The organism is Bradyrhizobium sp., from assembly GCF_049512235.1.
Lineage (GTDB): Bacteria > Pseudomonadota > Alphaproteobacteria > Rhizobiales > Xanthobacteraceae > Bradyrhizobium.
In genome coordinates, this window is record NZ_JBEKXH010000051.1 from 1 (window position 1) to 22,692 (window position 22,692).

General features: G+C 62.6%; 21 protein-coding genes and 2 pseudogenes. 13 read left to right on the forward strand and 10 right to left on the reverse strand.

The features are described from left to right. The 5 genes from ABSG20_RS07225 to hemA form a co-directional block, all read left to right on the forward strand. On the forward strand, positions 1 to 196 hold a 196-nt coding region (locus tag ABSG20_RS07225), incomplete at its 5' end, for a hypothetical protein (RefSeq protein WP_423863815.1). 129 nt (positions 197 to 325) lie between these two features. Next, on the forward strand, positions 326 to 1,057 hold the full coding sequence (locus ABSG20_RS07230; RefSeq protein ID WP_423863816.1) for an outer membrane protein: 732 nt from the start codon (positions 326 to 328) through the stop codon (positions 1,055 to 1,057). A gap of 258 nt (positions 1,058 to 1,315) precedes the next feature. Then, the gene (locus ABSG20_RS07235; RefSeq protein ID WP_423863817.1) at positions 1,316 to 2,038 is read left to right on the forward strand and encodes an outer membrane protein; all 723 of its coding nucleotides are present in this window, start codon (positions 1,316 to 1,318) and stop codon (positions 2,036 to 2,038) included. Between the two features lie 176 nt (positions 2,039 to 2,214). Then, on the forward strand, positions 2,215 to 3,294 hold the full coding sequence (locus tag ABSG20_RS07240; RefSeq protein WP_423863818.1) for an MBL fold metallo-hydrolase: 1,080 nt from the start codon (positions 2,215 to 2,217) through the stop codon (positions 3,292 to 3,294). A 229-nt stretch (positions 3,295 to 3,523) separates the two neighbouring features. Continuing rightward, complete coding sequence (gene hemA, locus ABSG20_RS07245; protein WP_423863819.1) at positions 3,524 to 4,753, forward strand: 5-aminolevulinate synthase; 1,230 nt, start codon at positions 3,524 to 3,526, stop codon at positions 4,751 to 4,753. A gap of 352 nt (positions 4,754 to 5,105) precedes the next feature. Here the strand turns inward: hemA and ABSG20_RS07250 are convergent, their stop codons facing one another. Further along, a complete protein-coding gene (locus tag ABSG20_RS07250) occupies positions 5,106 to 5,546 on the reverse strand; it encodes a lysozyme inhibitor LprI family protein (RefSeq protein ID WP_423863820.1) in 441 nt (146 codons plus the stop codon). Positions 5,547 to 5,796: 250 nt separating this feature from the next. Between ABSG20_RS07250 and ABSG20_RS07255 the strand changes: the two genes are divergently transcribed. After that, positions 5,797 to 9,306, forward strand: a complete 3,510-nt coding sequence (locus ABSG20_RS07255; protein WP_423863821.1) for a PAS domain-containing hybrid sensor histidine kinase/response regulator — start codon at positions 5,797 to 5,799, stop codon at positions 9,304 to 9,306. A 92-nt stretch (positions 9,307 to 9,398) separates the two neighbouring features. Here ABSG20_RS07255 and ABSG20_RS07260 read toward each other — a convergent pair whose 3' ends face one another. Beyond that, a complete protein-coding gene (locus ABSG20_RS07260; protein WP_423863822.1) occupies positions 9,399 to 10,082 on the reverse strand; it encodes a response regulator in 684 nt (227 codons plus the stop codon). 515 nt (positions 10,083 to 10,597) lie between these two features. Here ABSG20_RS07260 and ABSG20_RS07265 point away from each other — a divergent pair. Beyond that, positions 10,598 to 12,226, forward strand: a complete 1,629-nt coding sequence (locus ABSG20_RS07265) for an MFS transporter (RefSeq protein WP_423863831.1) — start codon at positions 10,598 to 10,600, stop codon at positions 12,224 to 12,226. Positions 12,227 to 12,359: 133 nt separating this feature from the next. On the opposite strand, the gene ABSG20_RS07270 is transcribed toward ABSG20_RS07265, so the two are convergent. The 4 genes and pseudogenes from ABSG20_RS07270 to ABSG20_RS07285 all read right to left on the reverse strand — a co-directional run. Beyond that, a complete protein-coding gene (locus ABSG20_RS07270; protein ID WP_423863832.1) occupies positions 12,360 to 14,054 on the reverse strand; it encodes a chloride channel protein in 1,695 nt (564 codons plus the stop codon). Positions 14,055 to 14,296: 242 nt separating this feature from the next. Continuing rightward, a complete protein-coding gene (locus tag ABSG20_RS07275) occupies positions 14,297 to 14,770 on the reverse strand; it encodes a secondary thiamine-phosphate synthase enzyme YjbQ (protein ID WP_423863823.1) in 474 nt (157 codons plus the stop codon). Positions 14,771 to 14,818: 48 nt separating this feature from the next. Then, entirely contained in the window at positions 14,819 to 15,247 is a 429-nt protein-coding gene (locus ABSG20_RS07280) for a hypothetical protein (protein WP_423863833.1), read from the reverse strand. Between the two features lie 171 nt (positions 15,248 to 15,418). Further along, positions 15,419 to 15,574 (reverse strand): annotated as a pseudogene (locus ABSG20_RS07285) (DsbA family protein); the annotation flags it as partial. A 185-nt stretch (positions 15,575 to 15,759) separates the two neighbouring features. Here ABSG20_RS07285 and ABSG20_RS07290 point away from each other — a divergent pair. From ABSG20_RS07290 to ABSG20_RS07315, 6 genes are all read left to right on the forward strand, one after another. Then, positions 15,760 to 16,509 (forward strand): F0F1 ATP synthase subunit A, encoded by a 750-nt coding sequence (locus tag ABSG20_RS07290; protein WP_423863824.1) that lies wholly within the window; start codon positions 15,760 to 15,762, stop codon positions 16,507 to 16,509. A 432-nt stretch (positions 16,510 to 16,941) separates the two neighbouring features. Beyond that, positions 16,942 to 17,313, forward strand: a complete 372-nt coding sequence (locus ABSG20_RS07295; protein ID WP_423863825.1) for an AtpZ/AtpI family protein — start codon at positions 16,942 to 16,944, stop codon at positions 17,311 to 17,313. A 72-nt stretch (positions 17,314 to 17,385) separates the two neighbouring features. Next, positions 17,386 to 18,135, forward strand: coding sequence for a F0F1 ATP synthase subunit A (locus ABSG20_RS07300; RefSeq protein WP_423863834.1), 750 nt, complete (start codon positions 17,386 to 17,388; stop codon positions 18,133 to 18,135). A 43-nt stretch (positions 18,136 to 18,178) separates the two neighbouring features. Next, complete coding sequence (locus ABSG20_RS07305) at positions 18,179 to 18,406, forward strand: F0F1 ATP synthase subunit C (protein ID WP_079541931.1); 228 nt, start codon at positions 18,179 to 18,181, stop codon at positions 18,404 to 18,406. Between the two features lie 84 nt (positions 18,407 to 18,490). After that, positions 18,491 to 19,045 (forward strand): F0F1 ATP synthase subunit B family protein, encoded by a 555-nt coding sequence (locus tag ABSG20_RS07310; RefSeq protein WP_423863826.1) that lies wholly within the window; start codon positions 18,491 to 18,493, stop codon positions 19,043 to 19,045. 5 nt (positions 19,046 to 19,050) lie between these two features. Further along, a complete protein-coding gene (locus ABSG20_RS07315; RefSeq protein WP_423863827.1) occupies positions 19,051 to 19,536 on the forward strand; it encodes a F0F1 ATP synthase subunit B family protein in 486 nt (161 codons plus the stop codon). Between the two features lie 49 nt (positions 19,537 to 19,585). On the opposite strand, the gene ABSG20_RS07320 is transcribed toward ABSG20_RS07315, so the two are convergent. The 4 genes and pseudogenes from ABSG20_RS07320 to ABSG20_RS07335 all read right to left on the reverse strand — a co-directional run. Beyond that, positions 19,586 to 20,263, reverse strand: coding sequence for a hypothetical protein (locus ABSG20_RS07320; protein ID WP_423863828.1), 678 nt, complete (start codon positions 20,261 to 20,263; stop codon positions 19,586 to 19,588). A gap of 127 nt (positions 20,264 to 20,390) precedes the next feature. Further along, the gene (locus tag ABSG20_RS07325; RefSeq protein WP_423863829.1) at positions 20,391 to 20,978 is read right to left on the reverse strand and encodes a GNAT family N-acetyltransferase; all 588 of its coding nucleotides are present in this window, start codon (positions 20,976 to 20,978) and stop codon (positions 20,391 to 20,393) included. Between the two features lie 35 nt (positions 20,979 to 21,013). Continuing rightward, positions 21,014 to 22,303 carry a M16 family metallopeptidase gene (locus ABSG20_RS07330; protein WP_423863830.1) on the reverse strand — a complete coding sequence of 430 codons (1,290 nt, stop codon included), beginning with the start codon at positions 22,301 to 22,303 and terminating at the stop codon, positions 21,014 to 21,016. Further along, positions 22,300 to 22,692: pseudogene (locus ABSG20_RS07335) on the reverse strand (threonine synthase); the annotation flags it as partial. The pseudogene ABSG20_RS07335 and the gene ABSG20_RS07330, both read right to left, overlap by 4 nt.

Genomic DNA, 22,692 nt, shown 5'->3' on the forward strand with positions numbered 1-22,692 from the left:
CGATCTTGCGCGAGCAAGATCGCTGCTCGATTGCACAACGATATTTCAAAACGATATTTCACAACGACCGGGCTCCCCGCATCGTCCGGCAAAAAGCGGGTTCCGTGCCGCTTCCGACGCGCGAAAATTAAGGCTTCTTTCAGGTATGATTAAGGCCTCATTAAGCAACGAAAATGCCTGTTCCCAAATAGGTTGAGGAACTCTCGCGCTGTGTCCCGCGGGTGACAGTATTTTGTTCAAAAGCGGTCTAACTGCGCCCCATGAATGACGCTGATGAAGCCGCGTCGATCCGCAAAACTCAAATCGCTATCTGGAGAAAATAACAATGAAGAAGATGCTTCTGTCTACTGTGGCGCTGGTCGCTCTCGGCGCGACCGTGCCAGCACTCGCCGCCGATCTCGGCACCCGCCCCTACACCAAGGCGCCGGCTTACGTGGCGCCAATCTACAACTGGACCGGCTTCTACGTCGGCGGTCACATCGGCGGCGCGTTCGGCGGTGACAACGGCTTCGCCGGCACCACCAATGGCGGCAACAATGGCAGCTTCCTCGGCGGCCTGCAGGCGGGCGCCGATTACCAGTTCGCGCCGAACTGGGTTGCCGGCATCGAAGGGCAGTACAGCTGGCTCGGCAACAACAACAACAGCGTTGCCTTTACCGGCGCCGGAACCGGTTTCGCCTACAACAACAACCAGCGCGGCCTCGGCTCGGTGACCGGCCGCCTCGGCTACACCTGGGGACCGGCGCTGCTGTACGCCAAGGGCGGCTACGCCTATTCCGACTATAATCAGTCTTTGACGTTCGGCGGCGTGCCGCAGGCGTTCGCGCTCAACGGCGGCCATCACGATGGCTACACCGTCGGCGCCGGCCTCGAATACATGTTCGCGCAGAACTGGTCCGCCAAGATCGAATATCAGTACTACGACTTCGGCAGGACCAGTTTCGTGACGCCAGCCCTGCTCGCCGCTTTCGGCAGCACCCGCAGCGACGAGCACACGGTAAAGGCCGGCCTGAACTATCGCTTCAACTGGGGTGGCCCGGTGGTGGCCAAGTATTGATCGCTATCTGATCGCTGCAGACGGAAAAGGCCGGCCTTGCGCCGGCCTTTTTGTTTCGATGCGCGGGGCAGACATCAGGTCTTTTGTTAGGGCGGCGTTAAGCACAAGAAAGGCTGTTGCTCCCGGAAAGGCTGGGAACGCCGGTATCTCGGGCGGCCGTTGACGGCATTTTATTCAAAAGCTGTCCAATTGCGGGCATGACGGCGCCGACGCCGCGGCGATCCGAAGAATTGCAATGATTTGCCGGAGAAAATCCCAATGAAGAACTTGCTCCTCGCGACCGTGGCGCTGGTCGCGCTCGGCACGACCGTGCCAGCCCTCGCAGCCGACCTCGGCGCCGTCCCCTACGCCAAGGCGCCGGCCTACGTCGCGCCGATCTACAACTGGACCGGCTTCTACGTCGGTGGTCATCTTGGCGGCGCGTTCAGCGGCAGCAATGGTTTCAACGGCCTCGCGCTTGGCAACTATGATGCCCAATTCCTCGGCGGTGTGCAGGCCGGCGCCGACTACCAGTTCGCGCCGAACTGGGTCGCCGGCATCGAAGGCCAGTACAGCTGGCTCGGCCGCAACAATGTCAGCGCGGTCTTCCCCGCCGGCTTCGCTTACAACGACAACCAGCGCGGGCTCGGCTCCGTGACCGGCCGTGTCGGCTACGCCTTTGGTACGGCGCTGGCCTACGTGAAGGGCGGCTATGCCTACTCCGACCACGCTGAATCCCTGACGCTCGGCGGCGCGCCGCTGGCGTTCGCCCTCAACAGCAGCCATCGCGATGGTTACACCGTCGGCGCCGGGCTGGAATACATGTTCGCCCAGAACTGGTCGGCCAAGGTCGAGTACCAGTATTACGACTTCGGCAATAGCCAGTTCATCACCCCCGCATTCCTGGTTCCGTTCGGCAGCTTCCGCAACGACGAACACACCGTGAAGGCGGGTGTGAATTATCGCTTCAACTGGGGCGGCCCGGTCGTCGCCCGGTACTGATCCGCGTCCGATCCGAGGGGCGCTCACTTTCGCCATGCGCCGCGGGCGGCGGCCGCGGCGCGCCATGCATGGTTGCGGCGAGCTTGATCGGTTTTGGCACGGTCGCAGTCCATTTTCGGCTGGCGCCGCGCCGACAGTGCGGCTAAATCGATATCAGATCATTGCGACATCGAACGATGCATTCAAAGCCAGACACGCATTCAAAGACGGACCTGGTTGCGTCCTCGGCCGAGGCCCTGCGCTACCCCTGGGAAAATCATCCCGGCCAGGATCAGGTCGTCGAGGTGATGCCGGGGATATTGTGGGTCCGGCTGAAGCTGCCGTTCCGCCTCAACCACGTCAACATCTATCTGCTCGCCGACGGCGACGGCTGGGCGATGGTGGATTCCGGCTTCGGCAACGAGGAGTCGATTGCGGCCTGGAGCGCGCTGTTCGACGGCCCGCTTTCCCACGTCAGGATCACGCGGCTGATCGTCACCCATTCGCATCCCGACCATGTCGGCCTCGCGGGCTGGATCGTCGAGCGCTTCGGCTGTCCGCTCCATATGTCGCAGGTCGAGTATCTGCAGTCGGTCTATCATCAGAACCGCGGCACCGAGGAGCGCCGCAACGCGCAAGCCCTGTTCTTCCGCCGTCACGGCATGGACGAGAACCTGACCGACAAATTGCTTGGCCGCGGCCAGGACTACCTGAAGCGGGTTTCGGTACTGCCGCCGTCCTATCGCCGCATCTCGCATGGCGACGAAATCTCCATCGGCACGCGGCGCTTCAAGGTCATTACCGGCGGCGGCCATGCGCTGGATCAGGTGATGCTGTATTGCGCCGCCGACAAACTGTTCCTGTCCGCCGATCAGGTGCTGAGCAAGATCTCGCCCAATGTCAGCGTCTGGGCGGTCGAGCCCGAGCAGAATTCGCTCGGCGAATACCTGGCCTCGCTGGCGAGCCTGACCACCACGCTGCCCTATGACCTGATGGTGCTGCCCGGCCACGGCGTGCCGTTCTACGGATTGAAGACCCGGATCAAGCAACTGGCCGATCATCACGAGGACCGTTGCCGGCTGATCGCCGAGGCCTGCCGGGAAAGTTCGAAAACCTCGAAGGAACTGGTGCCGGTGGTGTTCCACAAGCACGTGCTCGACCCCCACCAGATGGGTTTTGCCGCCGGCGAATTGATCGCCCATGTCAATTACATGCTGGTCGAAGGCCGGCTGACGGCCGAGGAGACCGATGGGGTGCTGCGCTTTCGGACCACCTGATTTTCCTGGCGCTCTAACTCTACTCTGCCGCAACACGTGTCAGTGCGCCGGCCTCGCGCAATTCCATGTAGAGATTGGCCCCCCGCTCGGAGCAACCCGGCCCCCCGCCAGCCGTCGTCGAAATGCCCGATTGCGGCTCGACAGCCGTCCTGGAAACGCACTAAAAAGGTTTACGTTCTAGAAACAGTTGAGCCGCTTCCAGCTTTCACCTCTGTTTTCGGGTCTCGCGATGGATTACAGCCAGTTCTTCCGCTCCGCTCTCGACCGCCTGCATGACGAGCGGCGCTATCGGGTGTTCGCCGATCTCGAACGGATCGCCGGCCGGTTCCCCCATGCGCTGTGGCATTCCCCGAAGGGCGTGCGCAATGTCGTGATCTGGTGCTCCAACGACTATCTCGGGATGGGGCAGCACCCGAAAGTGGTCGGCGCCATGGTCGAAACCGCGACCCGCGTCGGCACCGGCGCCGGCGGCACCCGCAACATCGCCGGCACCCATCACCCGCTGGTGCAGCTCGAGCAGGAACTGGCCGATCTGCATGGCAAGGAAGCCTCGCTGCTGTTCACTTCCGGCTACGTCTCCAACCAGACCGGCATTGCCACCATCGGCAAATTGATCCCGAACCTCTTGATCCTGTCGGACGCGCTGAATCATAACTCGATGATCGAAGGCATCCGGCAGTCCGCTTGCGAGCGCCAGCTGTTCCGCCACAGCGACATGGCGCATCTGGAGGAATTGTTGCGGGCCGCCGGCCCCGACCGGCCGAAACTGATCGCCTGCGAGAGCCTTTATTCGATGGACGGCGATATCGCGCCGCTGGCGCGGATCTGCGATCTCGCCGAGCGTTACGGCGCGATGACCTATGTCGACGAAGTGCACGCGGTCGGCATGTATGGCCCGCGCGGCGGCGGCATCGCCGAGCGCGACGGCGTCATGCACCGCATCGATATCCTCGAGGGTACATTGGCAAAAGCGTTCGGCTGCCTCGGCGGCTATATCGCAGGGAGTGCCGACATCATCGACGCGGTGCGTTCCTACGCGCCCGGCTTCATCTTCACCACCGCGTTGCCGCCGGCGATCTGCTCGGCCGCGTCAGCCGCGATCCGGCATCTGAAAACCTCGAACTGGGAACGCGAGCGCCACCAGGACCGCGCCGCCCGCGTCAAGGCGATCCTGACCGCCGCAGGGCTGCCGGTGATGTCGAGCGAAACCCATATCGTGCCGCTGTTCGTCGGCGATCCCGAACGCTGCAAGCGGGCCAGCGACCTCTTGCTGGAAGAGCACAACATCTACATTCAGCCGATCAACTATCCGACGGTTGCCAAGGGCGGCGAGCGGCTGCGGATCACGCCGTCGCCCTATCATGATGACCTGCTGATCGATCAGCTCGCCGAGGCGCTGCTGCAGGTCTGGGAGCATCTCGGTCTGCCGCTGAAGCAGAAATCGCTGGCGGCGGAGTAGTGCGCGGTCGTTGGCCGGGGTCAAGTACGTAGCCCGCTTCAGCCGTAGCACTCGGGGAACACACGCCTCCAGGGCGCCGATCCCCTCAGGCCAGTCTCTCCGGAGGATCGAGCGAAGCTCTCAGATACCAGCCACAAGTGGAATAGGCGACAAGATCCGCCTCGACTTGAGCCCCATAAAAGATTCAAGCGATCCTCACTGTTGCAATCACAGGCATCGCCGATATCCCACAGCGCCCGAATGGCGCGGGTCTTGTCGGGATCGGGCAGCGCCTGCACTGCATTATAGAATTCAGCGATGATCAACGGATCGCGATATTGTGGTCGGCTGAGCCGCAGCAGTCCTTCCATTTTCAGGCCCGGTTCGGGAGCAAATTTCGTCGGTCGCTTTGCGACGGCCCCGGTCGCCGCTGTCCACTCAATGGTAGAACCGTCGTCGAGTGGTTGGGCCTGTGTGCCGTCTCATCGGCGACACAGCGCTCGATGCTGTTCGGCGCGGCGGCCGGACAGTCCTTCTCTCGCTGAGAGATGAAAGCCCGCTGTGAATTGAGAAGGCTCTCATGCACGGAACTTTTCCCCGTGATCTCGGCGATCATCTTGGCCCGGCTCAGCGCCGAGAAATATTGCTCGGACAGCTTCATGTCGGCAGCCTTGAGCGAAGGGTTGTCGCAGATCGCCTGCTCGACCGGCGTGCCGGCTTTGGCGCAGTCCAGGGCGCGAGCTTCAGACGAGCAGAAAATCGCCAGCGCCAGGCTCGTACATCGGAGTCCCCACACCAGGTTGTTCATTTGCATCGTCACGTTCTCGACAACACTTTCCTGATGGCGTACATTGACGTTTTATACCACAGGATACCGCCGTCAATTCGATTTCACGCGGTTACGAGCGGCGAGGACGGCGAGTACACGGGAGACAGTGCCGGATACGGCTTCTATCCCTCAGGCTATTGCCGGATAAGTAAAATCGCTGTCGCCTCCCTCCCGGCAAAGCGCTAGACATGCTTACATAAATACGGGTGGACGGACGTAAGGAGCTTAAGCAGCGATGCTGCACGACTGGGGCGTGATCGCCGCCGCCTTCGGCTATATCGGGCTGTTGTTTTTGGTCGCGAGCCATGGTGACCGCCTGTCGCCGACGCAGCGCGGCCGCGCCAGCGGGCTGATCTATCCGCTGTCGCTGGCGATCTATTGCACCTCCTGGACGTTCTTCGGGTCGGTCGGATTTGCCACCCGCACCAGCGTGGATTTTCTCGCGATCTATATCGGCCCGGTCCTGATGATCGGGCTCGGCACGCCGCTGCTGCGCCGCGTGATCAAGTTGGCGAAATCGCAGAACATTACCTCGATCGCCGATTTCATCGCCGCGCGTTACGGCAAGAGCCAGGCGGTCGCCGCCACCGTGGCGCTGATCGCGATTGTCGGTTCAGTTCCCTACATCGCACTGCAGCTCAAAGCGGTGGCGTCCTCGCTTGCAACGATCCTGAGCGAAGACCAGGGTTTTTCCGCGATTCCGATCGTCGGCGACATCGCGCTGATCGTCACCCTGGCGATGGCGGCATTCGCGGTGCTGTTCGGAACCCGCCATGCCGACGCCACCGAACATCAGCATGGCCTGATGCTGGCGGTCGCCACCGAATCCATCGTCAAGCTGGTGGCCTTTATCGCCGCCGGCGCGTTCGTCACATTCTGGATGTTCACACCCGTCGAGCTGATCGAACGCGCGATGAAAACGCCGGAAGCGGTACGCGCCATCAACTACACGCCCTCGCTCGGTAATTTCCTCACTATGACGCTGTTGTCGTTTTGCGCGATCATGCTGCTGCCGCGCCAGTTTCACGTCAGCGTGGTCGAGAACTCCGTTGACGCCGAGGTAGGCCGGGCGCGCTGGCTGTTTCCACTGTATCTGGTCGCCATCAACCTATTCGTGATTCCGATCGCGCTCGCCGGTCTCGTAGTCTTCCCGTTCGGGGCGGTTGCCAGCGACATGTATGTGCTGGCGTTGCCGATGGAGGGCAATGCCACCTTGCTCAGCGTCGGGGTTTTCGTCGGAGGCCTGTCGGCGGCGACCGCCATGGTGATCGTGGAATGCGTCGCGCTTTCGATCATGGTTTCGAACGACATCGTGGTGCCGCTGGTGCTGCAGCGGCGCGGCGAACAGCTTTCGGGCCGCAAGGATTTCGGCGACTTCCTGCTCGCCGTTCGCCGCTTTGCGATTTTCGGCATCATGGCGATGGCCTATCTCTACTACCGCGGGCTCGGCAACGCCCAGCTGGCCGCCATCGGCCTGTTGTCATTCGCGGCGATCGCGCAGCTTGCGCCGGCATTTTTCGGCGGCCTGCTCTGGCGCCGCGCGACCGCGCGAGGCGCCATCGGCGGCATGCTGGCAGGCGGCGCGGTGTGGTTCTATACGCTGTTTCTGCCGAGCTTCCTGGACGCCAGCCCCGCCGGGCTGCTGCTGCTGCAGCACGGTCCGTTCGGCATCGAGGCATTGCGCCCGCAGGCTTTGTTCGGCGCCGATCTGCCGCCGCTGCTGCACGGTGTGCTGTGGTCGCTTTCGCTTAATCTTCTGACCTATTTCGCACTGTCGCTGGCGCGCCAGCCCACGGCGATCGAGCGATTGCAAGCCGACCTGTTTGTGCCGCATGCGCTCGCGCCGATGACGCCGACATTCCGGCGCTGGCGCACCACCGTGCCGGTGCACGACCTGCAGAGCACCGTGGCGCAGTATCTTGGCCCCGATCGCGCCCGTCATTCATTCGAGGCCTTCGCCGCCACCCATCACGGCCGTCTCGACCCGGCGGCGCCGGCCGACCTCGAGCTGCTGCAGCACGCCGAGCATCTGATCGCTTCCTCGATCGGGGCAGCCTCCTCGCGCGTGGTGATGTCGCTGTTGTTGCGCAAGCGCACCGTCTCCGCCAGGGCCGCGCTCAAGCTGCTCGACGATTCCCACGCTGCGCTGCATTTCAATCGTGAGATCCTGCAGACCGCGCTGAACCATGTGCGGCAGGGTATCGCCGTGTTCGACGCGGAATTGCAGCTGATCTGCTCCAACCGGCAGTTCGGCGAAATCCTGGCGCTGCCGCCGCACCTCGTGCAGCTCGGGATTCCGCTCCGGGAAATTCTTGAATTCATGGGCGCGGCGAGTTCGCCCGGCTTTGGCGATAGCGACGCCGCGGTGGCGAGGCGGCTTGATGCCTATACTACCGAAGGCGAACCCTATCTGGAACGCCTGCCGGATCGTCACATGGTGGTCGAGGTACGCACCAACCGGATGCCCGGCGGCGGCCTGGTCATCACCTTTTCCGACGTCACGCCCTCGTTCGAGGCTGCCGAAGCGCTGGAGCGCGCCAATGCCACCTTGGAAAAGCGGGTGCGCGACCGTACCGAGGAGCTCACCCGGCTGAATTCGGAGCTGGCGCTGGCCAAGAGCACGGCCGAAGATGCCAATATCTCGAAGACGCGTTTCCTGGCGGCGGCCAGCCACGACATCCTGCAACCGCTGAATGCGGCGCGGCTTTATGTCACGAGCCTGGTCGAGCGCGAAAACGGCGGTGAGGTTTCGCGGCTGGTCGAAAATATCGACGATTCGCTGGAGGCGATCGAGGAAATCCTCGGCGCGCTCCTGGATATTTCGCGGCTCGACGCCGGCGCCATGACGCCGTCAATCACCGGTTTCAGGATCGGCGACCTGATGCGTTCGCTGGAGATCGAATTCGCGCCGATCGCGCGGGCCAAGGGCCTCAAGCTGACCTTCGTGCCCTGTTCGCAGCCGGTGGAATCCGATCGGCTGTTGCTGCGGCGGCTGCTGCAGAACCTGATCTCCAACGCCATCAAATATACCCCGCGCGGACGCGTGCTGGTCGGTTGTCGGCGCCGCGGCCAGTTGCTGCGCGTCGGCGTCTATGACACCGGCGTCGGCATTCCCGTGCTCAAGCGCGGCGAGATCTTCAAGGAGTTCCACCGGCTGGAGCAGGGCGCGCGAATCGCGCGCGGCCTCGGCCTCGGCCTGTCGATCGTCGAACGCCTCGCGCGCGTCCTCAATCACGGCATCGCGCTCGACTCCAATTTAAGCGGCGGCTCGCATTTTTCGGTGACGGTGCCGACCGCCTCGGCGATCAATCACACCGCAGCGGTCACCAGCGCAACCCCGCTTTCCAGAACGCCGATGAGCGGCTCCCTGATTGTCTGCATCGAGAACGATGCAGCGATCCTGGACGGCATGAAAACCTTGCTGACGGGCTGGGACGCCGAGGTCATCGCGGTGGCCGACCCGGATGCCGCGATCGCGGCGATCGAGGCCTCGGGCCGCGCGGTGACCGGTCTTTTGGTCGACTATCATCTCGATCGCGGCAACGGCGTCGCAGCGATCCGGGACATTCGTCGCCGCTTCGGCGAGACTATTCCGGCGATCCTGATCACGGCCGACCGCAGTCCGAATGTACGGGCGGCAGCGCGCGAGGACAATATCGCGGTGCTCAACAAGCCGCTCAAACCGGCCTCGCTACGCGCTTTGCTCGGGCAGTGGCGGACCCAGCAGATGGTGGCGGCGGAGTAGGCCTCCTCTCTCGCCCCGCAAGCGGCCGCAAGCAGACGAGGTGAACCGAGTTTGCTCATTCGCCGATTCGGTTAAAGCCGCCGCCGACGAGGCTATTGCGGCGGTGGCGTGCCTTGCCGCCATTGGCCGCCGGGTCCGCCGGCAATTTTCGCCGCGGCGATCACGGCCTGGGTACGGCTTTCGACCCCTAGCTTTTGCAGGATCGCCGATACATGCGCCTTGATGGTCGCTTCCGATACTCCAAGCTCATAGGCGATCTGCTTGTTGAGCAGGCCTTCCGACAGCATCATCAGGACCCTCACCTGCTGCGGGGTCAGTGTCACCAGCCGGTCGCGCAGGCGCGTCTGCTCCGGATCGGCGGCGGCGGTGAGATCGGTATCCGGAGGAACAAAGACGTCGCCCTCCATCACCTTTACGATCGCATCGCGCAACGTCTCAACCCCGAACCGCTTGGGAATGAACCCCGAGGCGCCGAAATCCAGCGAGCGGCGGATCGTGCCGATATCGTCGCTGGCGGACACGATGACCACGGGGATGGCCGGATATTGCGCGCGCAGGTAGATCAGGCCGGAGAAGCCGCTGATCCCGGGCATCGTCAGATCGAGCAGGATCAGGTCGACCTCGGAATCCTGCTCGAGCAGCGCGGTCAAGTCCTCGAACGATCCCGCTTCATCAATTCTCGCTGAGGTCACCACGCCGGCAACCGCCTGTCGCAGTGCGTCGCGGAACAGCGGATGATCGTCGGCGATAACGAGGTGGGTGCTGGCGGCAGTCATCTATTTCTTGCAGAATATTTCATGCTCGACGGTTGCGGCAAAACCCGTGACGGCCCCGTGGCGGCCTCCTGGTGTCCTGAAACCGAAGCCCACTCGTCGCCGCGGCCTCTCCGCTTGCCAATTTGAGATCCGAAAGGACACTGGAAACCTATGATTCTAATGTGGTTTTGGCTGAAACTTCGCGACACCGGGCAACCCGCCAAAAACCGCCTTGAGCCTTCAACCGCCACACCAGCGAGTTTATCGCTGCGATTGTCCTCCGATGGGCAGCCGCACGCAAGCGCACAATATCGCCATGGACCAAAGCAGTTAACCCGCCCGATGGTGCGCCGCAATAGGAGCGGTGCGGTAGAAGGATGCCAAGTTCGGAAATGGCAGTGCAGCGGGCCAAAAGTCTTATTGGGAGAGGTTTCACGGCGATGTTACCGTGGCATGAACCCTTGGCGCTGCTCGGCCAGATTCGGCGCAAGGGGCAAAGCTTGCAGCAACGAGTTCGGGGAGGAAAAACAATGACAATGGCAGCAACCGCGGGCAGCGATCTCCGCACCGGTGGAATGACGGCTGAAGAGCGGAAAGTCATTTTCGCCTCCTCGCTGGGTACCGTGTTCGAATGGTACGACTTCTACATCTACGGAACGCTCGGCGCATTCCTGGCGAAATACTTCTTCTCGAATGTGCCGCCGAATGTCGGTTTCATCTTTGCGCTGCTGGCGTTTGCCGCCGGCTTCGCGGTCCGTCCGTTCGGAGCGCTGATCTTCGGTCGCCTCGGCGATATGATCGGACGCAAATATACCTTCCTGATCACGATGACCCTGATGGGCATCGGCACCTTCTTCATCGGCCTGCTGCCGGGCTTTGCCACCTGGGGCATCGCGGCGCCGATCGTGCTGATCGGGCTTCGCCTGATCCAGGGCCTTGCGCTCGGCGGCGAATATGGCGGCGCGGCCATCTACGTCGCCGAGCATGCACCGGCGAACAAGCGCGGCTATTACACCTCATGGATCCAGACCACGGCAACGCTCGGTCTGTTCTTGGCTCTGCTGCTCATCCTGGGTATCCGCAGCTTTATGGGCGAAGAGTCGTTCGGCGATTGGGGCTGGCGCATTCCGTTCCTGCTGTCGGGCATCCTGCTGGCGGTCTCGATCTGGATCCGGCTCAGCCTGAACGAATCGCCGATCTTCAAGAAAATGAAGGAAGAGGGTAAAACCTCGAAGCGGCCGCTCGGCGAAGCCTTCGGTGAGTGGCCGAACGCCAAGATCGCGATCCTGGCCTTGCTGGGCGCCACCGCCGGCGAAGCCGTGGTGTGGTATGGCGGGCAGTTCTACGCGCTGTTCTTCCTGACCCAGACCATCAAGGTGCCGGCCATCACGGCGCAGATCATGATTGTGGTGGCGTTGGCGCTCGGAACACCCGGCTTCGTGATCTTCGGCTGGCTGTCGGACAAGATCGGACGCAAGCCGATCATTCTCACCGGTTTCCTGCTGGCGGCGCTGACCTATTTCCCGATCTTCAAGGGAATTACGCATTTCGCCAATCCGAAGCTCGAAACGGCACTGTCGTCGGCTCCGGTGACGGTGATCGCCGATCCCAGCGAATGCTCGTTCCAGTTCAAGGCGACGAACACCGAGAAATACACGAGCGGTTGCGACGTCGCGAAATCGGCGCTGGTCAATCTGTCGGTGAACTACGAAAACCAGGTTGCGCCGGCGGGTACTCCGGCGCAGGTCAAGATCGGCGACCAGATCTTCACGTCGACCTCGCCGGATTTCGCCAAGGCGTTGCCGGCGGCGATCAAGGCCCACGGCTATCCGCCATCGGCCGATCCGGCCGACATCAACACCGTCATGACGACGGTGCTGCTCTGGGTGCTGGTGATCTATGTGACGCTGGTCTATGCGCCGATCGCGGCCTGGCTGGTGGAGTTGTTCCCGAGCCGGATCCGCTACAGCGGCCTGTCGTTGCCGTATCATATCGGTAATGGCTGGTTCGGCGGCTTCCTGCCTGCGACCGTGTTTGCGATCGTGGCCGCGACCGGAGACATCTATTCCGGCCTTTGGTACCCGGTCGCGATCGCGCTTATGAGCCTGGTCGTCGGCTTCATCTTCCTGCCGGAAACCAAGGACGTGGACATCAGAAAGTACTGATCGATATCTGGCGGCGACAGCCGCCCGGAGAAAGACCGTCACAATCGGCCGTGGATCGCTCCGCGGCCGATTTCTTTGCGAGGGCGTCTCCGCGCCCATCCTCAAGCCGTTGCCTCTCTCACTGGATCCCTGATCAATCGTCGTAGCTGTCGATCACCGTATCGGCTATCGCGCGCTTGGTGATGACGCCGACGATATCGCGGGCTCTTGGCCTGCTGACGCCGCGGAAGACAATCGCCGCGCCGGAGCGATGGCGTTTCAGCCTGGCGAAAACGAGGCTCAGGAGATCGACATCCCGGCAAATGACCGCGCGGCTTTCGACGAAGCGCTCGACCTTGAGGTTCGGATTGCCCTGAGACTCGCGCCATAACCCCGAGCGCGGCGGGATCAGCCCGACGATACGGCCTTCGCGTTCGACGATGATGGCGCGCAGATCGTCATTGTCTTCCGCGTCAATGGCCTGCTGCAGCGTGGTCCCGGCCTTGGCCACGATGAAACGCCGCTCCATGATGTCCTGGGCCTGCTTGACGAGATAGAGATTGATATGCCGCTCCTTCGGGATGCGGTGGCCCCGATGGCGCAATTTGATCGTATAGATGGTCTCGCCAATGAGCGTGCGGCGAATGCCGGCCGCCACCGCGACGCCGACGATGACAGGCACGATGATGGCGTAGTCGCGCGTCATTTCGAACACCATGACGATGGCAGTCATGACCCCGCCGGTGCCGGCGCCCACCATGGCAGCCATCCCGACGACCGCCGCCGAAGGCGCCGACAGACTGGCATGCGGAAGAATGGCGCCCACCACGAGGGCGAAGGCTCCCCCGAGCGTAGCCCCGAGGTACAGCGATGGGGAGAAGATGCCACCGGAAGCGCCGCATCCAAGACTGATCGTGGTGGCAAGCATCTTCAGGGCGAACAGCAATGCGAGCAGGCCTGCGGATGTCATCTCCTTGTCGAGCGTCGCCTGGATGACGCCATAGCCGACCCCATCGATATAGGGATGGCCGAAGAGGTGAGTGAGAACCACCATCATCAGGCCGATCACGCTCATGCCGATGATATTTTGGGTGTAGGCATTTCCCGGCAGCTTGGGAAAGCCATCCTCCATCACCTCGAGCAGCCGAATGAAGGCCCAGGAGGCGACACCGCAGAGGATTCCGAGCGCGATGAAAGCGATCGCATCCTGCCAGCCGAGCGACTGGGCGAGAGAGATCTGCATCTCGGGAACGATGAAGGCTGGATCGGGGCCGATCAGTATCCTGCCGATGGTGGTCGCGGCGCCGGTCGCGATGACGACGGGAAGAAAGGTGCGGTTCGAGACCTCGGGCAACAGGATTTCCAGCGCGAACAGCACCCCGCCGAGCGGCGTGTTGAACGTCGCGGCGATCCCGGCGCCGGCGCCCGCCGACAGCAAGGTGATCTTCTGCGAGGTCGAGAGCTTGATAGCCCGGGCGAAGGCAGAACCCAGCGCCGAACCGATTTGAATAATCGGGCCCTCGCGGCCGACTGCCGCCCCGCTGCCGATCGACAGCGCCGAGGCCAGTGATTTTACGATCGCGACCTGACCCCGGATATTGCCGTGCCTGTAAAACACCGCGTCCATCACCTCGGGAACGCCGTGTCCCTTGGCCTCCGGGGCGAAACGCTGCACCAGAAAGACGACAACGAGGCCGCCGACAACAGGGGAGAGAAGTACCAGGTCGCCAAACCGGCTCGGCCCTTCGCTGACATTCGCATCGTACCAGATGCTGAAGGTGCCGTTATAGAATGCGTTGTGAAAAAGCCCGATCAGCGCCCGCAGCGCGACCGCGCCGCAGCCCGTCATCACGCCAACAGCCAATGCAAGGCCGCAAAGAACCAGGAGATTGACCCTCCTTTCGTCCCGAGCCGGTACGCCCCCGCCAGCGACTGGTTGGGCGGGGAGACCAGAGGACATAGCGGGCGCTGACGACATGGCGGGCAAACTGCGTCGGGATCAGGTCAGTCCAATCGACACGAAGTTGTCGCAAAATCAAGCATATCTTGGCGCCAGACCACTTCAGCGGACCCGAGAACATGCCTCGGGCATCATGCGGTGGCCCCGAGAAATTGCAGCACGATCTCGCGGCGATGGGCGCGCGCGCGGTGCTCGATCAGATAAATGGCCTGCCAGGTTCCGAGCATGAGTTCGCTCTTGAGCACGGGGATGTGCAGCGAACTTGCCGTCAGCATGGTTTTGATATGCGCGGGCATGTCATCGGGTCCTTCGGTATCGTGGCGCCAGCCGGCGTCTTCGGGCGCCAGCCGGTCGAGCGCCGTCATCAGGTCCGCAAGCACCGACGGATCGGCGTTTTCCTGGATCGTGAGCGACGCCGAGGTATGGCGGATGAACAGCATCAGCGCGCCTTCCCGCGCGCCGGCCTGCCTCGCAAATTTCGCAACCTCGGCGGTGAGATCGACAAAGCCTCGTCCCGGCGTCTCGATGGTCAGCAGCGAAGTGACGATGGTGCTGGCAGTGACCCCCGATGGCGCGGTGCGCGAGGAAGATTTGGGGGAAGTCATGAACGCTCTCTCAACATGGTCGCCAGGCGAACGCCGGGACAACCAGCTTCAAATCCTGCCGGAGACGTCTTTTTGCATCCGGTTGGCCATCTCGACCAGCCGCCGCCACGCCTGTTCCAGAAACGACATCGCACGATCCATGTCAGGGTCGCTCGGCAGCGGGATTTCTATTCTGCGCTCGCCGTCAGCCACTTTCGGCTCGGCCTTTTTCAACGCGTCCGATTTCGGCAGCCGCTCGTCGCTCTTTCCGGTGACGGTCGGATCGCGCGCGGCCAGTTCCGCCTTGAGTTTTTCATTGTCGGCCTGGAGACGGCCAATTTCCGTGTCGAGCGCCGCGCGCTCGTCGGGCATCGCATAGCAGGCCCAGCCCGTGCCGGTGTCGGTGCAGGTCGAAACAGCGCCGGTGCGGGTATCGAGCCGGATCACCCCGCCAGCGATCGGCGATAGCGCAAAGCGGCCGTTCTCGGCGTCCGGCATCGACTGCGCCACGGCGCCGGTTGCGCCAGGACAAGAGACAAGACAAGAGACGGAGCCAATGATCAGCACGGCGGTCACGCGCGAGGAGGAGAATTTCGAGGCCGATGTCGCTGTGATCATAAGGTTGCTCCGCTTTCAAGCCGGCAATATTTCCGTATCCCCTGCTGCATTCTACACCTGCCAATGGTAGGGCGCGCGGCCTGACTTCAACGCGTCCGCGAGCAATTCGATCCGATCCTGTCCCCAGAATACCTCGCCGTCGAACACATAGACCGGCGAACCGATCACGTCCGCCGCCAGCGCTTCCCGGCGGTTTTGCTCATAGGCCCAGGGGGATTGCAGCGAAAAGTAGTAATCGATCAGACGTGTCATGCGGACTCCCCAGGGGATCGTAAGGTTGAAGCATGGCGCAATCTTGACTCAACTGGACGCGGTCGGTAGCGTCGGCCGCTGATTTTGACGGATTTATCATAGAGCGCCGGCATGGCCCGGGCGCAAGAGCTGACACAGGAATGGTCGACCCGATCCATCAGTTCAATATCGAAAAAATCTTCACGATCGGCCACATTGGCAATCAGGAGATCGCCTTCACCAATTCGTCGGCCTACATGTTCGGTACGGTAGCGCTGATCTCGCTTATGATGATCGGCGGCGCCGCCGGGCGGCAGCTGGTGCCCGGGCGCATTCAATCGATCGCGGAACTGTGCTACGAGTTCGTCGCCAACACGGTGCGATCGAACGCGGGCTCGGAAGGCATGAAGTTCTTCCCGCTGGTGTTCTCGATCTTCATGTTCATCTTGGTCTCGAACGTGGTCGGGCTCATTCCTTACGCATTCACGGTTTCCAGCCATCTCATCGTTACCGCGGCGTTGGCGCTGCTGGTATTCCTGATCATGCTGGTCTACGGCTTCTACAGGAACGGCCTGAAATTCCTAAAGGTGTTCGTGCCCTCGGGCATTCCGATCTACATTCTGCCGCTGGTGGTCCCGATCGAAATCATAACGTTCTTCCTGAAGCATGTTTCGCACGCGGTCCGATTGTTCGCGAACATGCTTGCTGGCCACATCGCCCTGAAGGTGTTCGCGAGCTTTGTCGCCGCGCTCGGCACCTTGGGCCTTATCGGCTGGGCTGGCGCGGTGCTGCCATTGGCGCTGACCGTCGCGCTGACCGCGCTGGAGCTTTTGGTCGCGTTGCTGCAGGCCTACGTCTTCACCATCCTCACCTGCATCTACCTCAACGATGCGATCCATCCGGGGCATTGATCGAGCCTGCTCCGGCCTGGAAGGCTTTGACCTGCTGGATGCCAAGCACGTTAGCGCAGGTATTGCTTGAATTCCCTGCGAGATCGCAGATTCCGTCGCAACACTTTGGGGTCCGGCAAGGACCTGGTTGGATTGCGACGACAAGGACTGATCAACCCGACGTCGCGTACGGGCTTCCCCGGGGAATCGTGATGTCAAAGGTGCTGCAACGACGGCGCACCGGATCGAACCTCTCCGCCATCGACTGCTGCACTGCGGCGACGCTGAGCAGCCCATTCCCCGCTTGGCTTAATAAATCCAATCTAATCAAGACACTAATAGGTTCTGACGCAATCTTGACTTGCTTGGACGCGGTCAGTATGGTCCGCGCGGCTTTTGAGGGTGACGGGGCGTCATTTCCACAACCGCAGCATCGTTTCGGGTGTCCACATCATGGCGGGCGGCACGGACGACGGCGTCAATGGAAGTCGCGATAAATCGCCCGACGAAGCTGCGCTTTCCGCAAGGCTCGGAAGTCTGGACCAACGGTTGTCCGAAATCAGGGACAGCCGCAAAATCAGGACTGACCAACCCGAAGGAAGCGGAAACGGCGCTGCCAGAACCTCGGCGATGGCGCGCGGTTTTCGGCTTTCCTCGGAGTTGATCGCGGGTGTTGTGGTCGGTGCGGTGATTGGCTGGGGTATCGACCGCTTGCTGTCGACATCGCCTTGGGGGCTCATCGTGTTTTTTCTGCTCGGCTTCGCAGCCGGCGTCGTCAACGTGATGAGATCAGCGGGCGTGGCTCCGGACCGAACCGGCCGTTGAGATGCGGAAAGCCGGACCAATTGAATGCAGAGCGCCGGCGTGGCCGGCGGAAGCCTCAGAGATGCCGCGCGGATGATCGATCCGATCGAACAGTTCAACATCGAAAAGCTCTTCACGATTGGCCATATTGGTCATCAGGAGATCGCTTTTACCAACTCATCGGCCTACATGTTCGGTTCGGTGGCGCTGATTTCGCTGCTGATGATCGGCGGCGTATCAGGACGGCATCTGGTGCCCGGGCGGATCCAGTCGATCGCGGAAATCAGCTACGAATTCGTCGCTGCCAACGTTCGATCCATCGCCGGCACGGAAGGCATGAAGTTCTTCCCTCTGGTGTTTTCGATCTTCATGTTGGTGGCGGTCTCCAACGTCGTCGGCATCATTCCCTACGCCTTCACGATTTCGAGCCATATCATCGTTACCGTGGCGCTGGCGCTTCTGGTGTTCACCACAGTGCTGGTCTACGGCTTGTACAAGAACGGCCTGAAGTTCTTCAAACTGTTCGTGCCCTCTGGCATCCCCCTCGTGATTCTTCCGCTGGTAGTGCTGATCGAAGTGATCTCGTTCCTGTCGCGCCCGGTCTCGCATAGCGTCCGACTGTTCGCCAATATGCTGGCCGGGCACATTACCCTGAAGGTATTCGCGAGCTTCGTCACTATGCTGGGGGCGATGGGCGTCGTCGGTTGGTTCGGCGCAGTCTTGCCACTCGGCATGACCGTGGCGTTGACCGCGCTCGAACTGCTGGTCGCTTTCCTGCAGGCCTACGTCTTCACCATCCTGACCTGCATCTACATCAACGACGCCATCCATCCCGGCCACTGATCAGAGGCCGCGTCTCACCTAACCTCAAGAAGGAGTTCGTTTCATGGATCCGATTGCCGCAAAGTACATTGGTGCGGGTATTGCCTGCATTGGCATGGGTGGCGCCGGCGCGGGCGTGGGCATCATCTTCGGCAACTATCTCGCCGCCGCGGTGCGTAATCCTTCGGCCGCGCAGGGCCAGTTCGCCAACCTCATCTTCGGCTTCGCCGTGACCGAAGCACTCGGCATCTTCTCGCTGCTGATCGCGCTGCTGCTGTTGTTCGCGCTCTGATATTGTCTTTAGATTGCGGGTATTCCGATCGCAGGACCGCTGTCCAGTTTTGCGGAATACGCGCCAGCCGAACAGGAGCAGCCCGTGGCTGAAAGTCATGGCAACGCCAAGGGTACGACCGCCCATACCGAAGCCAATGGCCCGGCGCACCCGTTTCCGCCGTTCCAGAAGGACACCTTTGCCTCGCAACTGGTGTCGCTGGCGATCGCTTTCGTCGCCCTTTATCTGATCGCTTCGCGCGTGGCGCTGCCGGGTGTCCGCAGCCTGCTCGACGAGCGTCAGAACAAGATCGACGGCGATCTGGCCGAGGCCCAGAAGCTGAGGGACGATTCCGACGCCGCGCTGAAAGCCTATGAAAGCGAACTGGCCGCTGCGCGCTCCCGCGCGCAGGCGATCGGCACTGAGACCCGCGAAAAGCTCAATGCGGCATCGGAGGCCGAACGAAAGACGCTGGAAGCGCAGCTGGCCGCGAAACTCGCCGAGGCGGAAACGACCATCGCCGCGACGCGCGAGGCCGCGATGAGCAACGTCCGCGGCATCGCCGCGGATGCGGCCGCCGCGATCGTGCAGCGGCTCACCGGCGTGCTGCCTGACAAGAGGTCGGTGAATCGCGCCGTCGATGCGTCCTTGAAGGGATAAACTTGATGTTCGCCGAACCGGAGTTCTGGGTCGCCGTCGCCTTCGTCATCCTGATGGGCGTATTTGCCTATCTCGGCGTCCACCGCACGGTGATCAAGACGCTCGATCATCGCAGCGACCGCATCAAGGCCGAACTCGACGATGCTCGCAAGCTCAAGGAAGAAGCGGCCAAACTGCTCGCCGAATACAAGGCCCGGCACGCCAGCGCGGAACGCGAGGCCCAGGACATCATCGCCGGCGCGCAAGCCGAAGCCGAGCGCATCGCTTCCGACGCCAAGACCAAGATGGAGGATTTTGTGGTGCGGCGCACCAAAACTGCCGAAAGCAAGATCGGCCTAGCCGAAACCCAGGCGCTGGCCGATGTGCGGGCAGCGGCGGCCAACGCCGCGGTGGCGGCCGCTTCCACGATCCTGTCGAAATCGGTCAAGGGCGATCTTGCCGACGATCTCTTGGCCAAGGGCATCACGGAAGTTCGCGAAAAGCTGAACTGACAAGTTCCGCTTCGAAAAAAGCCGGCGCGACAGACCAACGCCGGAAGAATTACTTCTTCTTCCGTGCAGCTTTCGGTTTCGGCTCCGGCGTCAGCGCCTGCGGGTCGAAGCCGATATAGAAGATGTAGGAATCGCCGGTGGCTCCAGGAGGCACCGGATAGACCACGTCCTCCGCCACCAGACTGAAGGGTACGCTGCCCTCCTCGTTCATCGCCACCGTGGTGCGGTAGACTTTGGTGGTGATCGTCTTCTCCTGCACACCGCCCTGCACCACGGCGACGCGGAGCGGAATTTCGACCGTCGGCGGGTTTCCGGCCGGGCCCGCAATGACGCGGCCGATAATCCCGATCCGTGCGGTGATCTGGCCGTCGCTCACTTTGCAGTCGCGCGCGGTGCGCGTGATCGTCGCCTGAAAACGCAGGTCGTTGCCGACGGGCTCCTTGCCGGGCGCCGCCACCGCAAAGGTCGACGCGCCGGCGCGAATGCTCACCGACGGACAGCTCAGTTCGTTGTCCACCGTCGGCGGCGCCTTCTCGCCGACGGCTTGCGATTTCGAGCCGAACAATTCGCTGAACCTGCTGCCGATCGAGGGGCTGGAATCGGTCGAGGCGCCGAACATGCTGCCGCCGCCGCACCCGGACAGCAGCGTGCCCGCAACGGCAAGCGCAATGCCCAGACGGACCGTCCCGGCAGCGCCCAGCGTCCGCATCATCAGCCCGTCATGCATTATCCGGATGTCCCAGGATGTCCCACGCTTTGCGCCCAGGGGGATGCGCGGTGAGGCGTTATACCAGCGCAATGACGGCGAACCCAAGGCACTCTGAGCCGGGGCCTGCCGTAATCTGAAAACAAGGTTAGCCGCGAAAATCCTCGTGCAGCAGGCCAAACAGCAGGTGGTCCTGCCAGACCCCGTTGATGCACAGATAGCGCCGCGCCAGACCCTCGCGGCTGAAGCCGCACTTCTCCAGTACCCGGATCGACGGCGCATTGGTGGGAATGCAGGCGGCCTCGATGCGGTGGAGATTGAGTTCGCCGAACAGCGACGGCAGCAGCACGCGCAGCGCCGCCGTCATGTAGCCGCGACGGGCATGCGGCTGCCCGACCCAGTATCCGATGGTGCCGGCCTGCACGATGCCGCGGCGGACGTTGGCGAGCGTCACGCCACCGATCATCGCGCCATCGGATTCCCGGAACACGATGAACGGATAGGACCGGTCGGCGGCGATGTCTTCGGCATAGCGGCGCAGCCGGCGCCGAAATCCCGAACGGGTCAGATCATCGGACGGCCAGATCGGCTCCCATGGCGTCAGGTATTCCCGGCTGTATTCGCGCAAATGCGCCCAGTGCAGAAAATCGGACATCTGCGGCGCCCGCAGCAGCAGGCCATGGCCGCGCGGGGCAAGCGCAGCCGGTCCGCTCGATGGCAAACGAAACAGCGCCATAGATGGATCTACTCCCCGGTCCGAGAAACCGATCTTCAGTGAAGGCGCGCCTTGACCTTCGACCCGATCAATCCTTCCGCAAAAGCCACCGCTGTGTCCAGCCCCCTTCCGCTGCCAAGGGCGACGACCGCCGGCCGGCTGCGCGACAACAGGCCCCGCGCCGCGCTCCGCGTCGAATCCACGCTGACGGCATCGATCCGGGCCACCAGCTCCTCCACGGTCAGGGGCCGCCCATAGGCCAGAACGTGGCGCGCCAGCTGTTCGGCCCTCGAGCTGCAGCTTTCCAGCGCCATCAGGAGACCCGCCTTCATCTGCGCCTTGGCACGCGCGACCTCGGCCTCGGTCAAGGTGTCGACGGCGTCGTTGATGACATCGACGATCACCTCCATCATCTCGGGTGCGTCGTCAGGGTCGGTACCGGTATAGAGCCCGAAAAAGCCGGTGTCGGTATAGGGCGCATGAAAGGTGTAGACCGAGTAGCACAGCCCGCGCTTTTCCCGCACCTCCTGGAACAGCCGCGACGACATGCCGCCACCGAGAGTGTTGGTGAAAACCTGCAACGAAAACAGCGACGGATCGGTTTGCGGCACCCCCTCGAGCGCGAGCGTCAGATGGGCCTGCTCAAGTTCGCGATGCACCACGCGGGAGCCGCCCTTGCCGAACTTCGCCGGCTGCGGCTTGGGCGCGGGCGCGGCGTCGAAGCCTGCAAACCGCTGCGTCACTTCCTCGACCACCCGCTTGTGGTCGACCGCGCCAGCCGCCGCCACCACCATGTCCGGGCCGCGATAATGGGTCGAGAGATAGCCGCGCAGGGTGTCGCGGCTAAAGCCCTTCAAGGTCTTGGCCGTTCCCAGCAAAGAGCGCCCCATTGGCTGATCCGGGTAACACAGCTCGTTGAGATGTTCGAACACCACGTCGTCGGGCGTATCCTGCGCCGCGCCGATCTCCTGCACGATGACGCTCTTTTCGCGCTCCAGTTCGTCCGGCACAAACGAGGGATTGGTGAGAATATCGGCGAGCACATCGAGCGCCAGCGGCACGTCGGCTTTCATCACCCGCGCATAATAGGCCGTGGTCTCCGTCGAAGTGCCGGCGTTGAGATCGCCGCCGACCGCCTCGATCTCCTCGACGATTTCACGCGACGAGCGCCGCGCGGTGCCCTTGAAGGCCATGTGTTCGAGCAGATGCGAAATGCCGTGTTCGCTCGGCTTTTCGTCGCGCCCGCCGACGCCGGCCCATACCCCGAGCGCCGCGGTCTCAAGATGCGGCATGGCATCGGTGATGACGGTGAGGCCGGAGGGAAGCTTGCTGACATCGACGCTCATCCGGCGACTCCTTGCTTGGCGGCACGGCTGACCGACAGCACGAACCGCTCGACTTCAACCTGATCGTTGTTCATGACCTTTAAGTGCTCGGGCCTCGTCATCAGCCCCTCCAGCCATGCCGGCAGTTCCGGTCGCACGCCGCAGGCGGCCTCTACCGCATCGGGGAATTTGGCGGCATGCGCCGTCGACAGCACGATGTTGGGAATCTTCGAATCCGAGGTGTCGCGATCCGCCACCGCCAGCGCCACCGCGGTATGCGGATCGACCAGATCGCCGGCCTCGCGCCAGGCGGCGCGGATGGCCGCGCTGGTCTCGGTCTCGTCGGCGCGGCCGGCGTCGAATTCCTCGCGGATCGCCGCAAGCGTCGCGTCGGGCAGCACGAAGCGGCC

What these genes read in the sequence shown, in the direction of transcription:
- ABSG20_RS07230 (WP_423863816.1), top strand. Translation starts at nt 326, where the DNA reads ATGAAGAAGATGCTTCTGTCTACTGTGGCGCTGGTCGCTCTCGGCGCG.
- ABSG20_RS07235 (WP_423863817.1), top strand. Translation starts at nt 1,316, where the DNA reads ATGAAGAACTTGCTCCTCGCGACCGTGGCGCTGGTCGCGCTCGGCACG.
- ABSG20_RS07240 (WP_423863818.1), top strand. Translation starts at nt 2,215, where the DNA reads ATGCATTCAAAGCCAGACACGCATTCAAAGACGGACCTGGTTGCGTCC.
- hemA (WP_423863819.1), top strand. Translation starts at nt 3,524, where the DNA reads ATGGATTACAGCCAGTTCTTCCGCTCCGCTCTCGACCGCCTGCATGAC.
- ABSG20_RS07250 (WP_423863820.1), bottom strand. Translation starts at nt 5,546, where the DNA reads ATGCAAATGAACAACCTGGTGTGGGGACTCCGATGTACGAGCCTGGCG.
- ABSG20_RS07255 (WP_423863821.1), top strand. Translation starts at nt 5,797, where the DNA reads ATGCTGCACGACTGGGGCGTGATCGCCGCCGCCTTCGGCTATATCGGG.
- ABSG20_RS07260 (WP_423863822.1), bottom strand. Translation starts at nt 10,082, where the DNA reads ATGACTGCCGCCAGCACCCACCTCGTTATCGCCGACGATCATCCGCTG.
- ABSG20_RS07265 (WP_423863831.1), top strand. Translation starts at nt 10,598, where the DNA reads ATGGCAGCAACCGCGGGCAGCGATCTCCGCACCGGTGGAATGACGGCT.
- ABSG20_RS07270 (WP_423863832.1), bottom strand. Translation starts at nt 14,054, where the DNA reads ATGACGGGCTGCGGCGCGGTCGCGCTGCGGGCGCTGATCGGGCTTTTT.
- ABSG20_RS07275 (WP_423863823.1), bottom strand. Translation starts at nt 14,770, where the DNA reads ATGACTTCCCCCAAATCTTCCTCGCGCACCGCGCCATCGGGGGTCACT.
- ABSG20_RS07280 (WP_423863833.1), bottom strand. Translation starts at nt 15,247, where the DNA reads ATGCCGGACGCCGAGAACGGCCGCTTTGCGCTATCGCCGATCGCTGGC.
- ABSG20_RS07290 (WP_423863824.1), top strand. Translation starts at nt 15,760, where the DNA reads ATGGTCGACCCGATCCATCAGTTCAATATCGAAAAAATCTTCACGATC.
- ABSG20_RS07295 (WP_423863825.1), top strand. Translation starts at nt 16,942, where the DNA reads ATGGCGGGCGGCACGGACGACGGCGTCAATGGAAGTCGCGATAAATCG.
- ABSG20_RS07300 (WP_423863834.1), top strand. Translation starts at nt 17,386, where the DNA reads ATGATCGATCCGATCGAACAGTTCAACATCGAAAAGCTCTTCACGATT.
- ABSG20_RS07305 (WP_079541931.1), top strand. Translation starts at nt 18,179, where the DNA reads ATGGATCCGATTGCCGCAAAGTACATTGGTGCGGGTATTGCCTGCATT.
- ABSG20_RS07315 (WP_423863827.1), top strand. Translation starts at nt 19,051, where the DNA reads ATGTTCGCCGAACCGGAGTTCTGGGTCGCCGTCGCCTTCGTCATCCTG.
- ABSG20_RS07320 (WP_423863828.1), bottom strand. Translation starts at nt 20,263, where the DNA reads ATGCATGACGGGCTGATGATGCGGACGCTGGGCGCTGCCGGGACGGTC.
- ABSG20_RS07325 (WP_423863829.1), bottom strand. Translation starts at nt 20,978, where the DNA reads ATGGCGCTGTTTCGTTTGCCATCGAGCGGACCGGCTGCGCTTGCCCCG.
- ABSG20_RS07330 (WP_423863830.1), bottom strand. Translation starts at nt 22,303, where the DNA reads ATGAGCGTCGATGTCAGCAAGCTTCCCTCCGGCCTCACCGTCATCACC.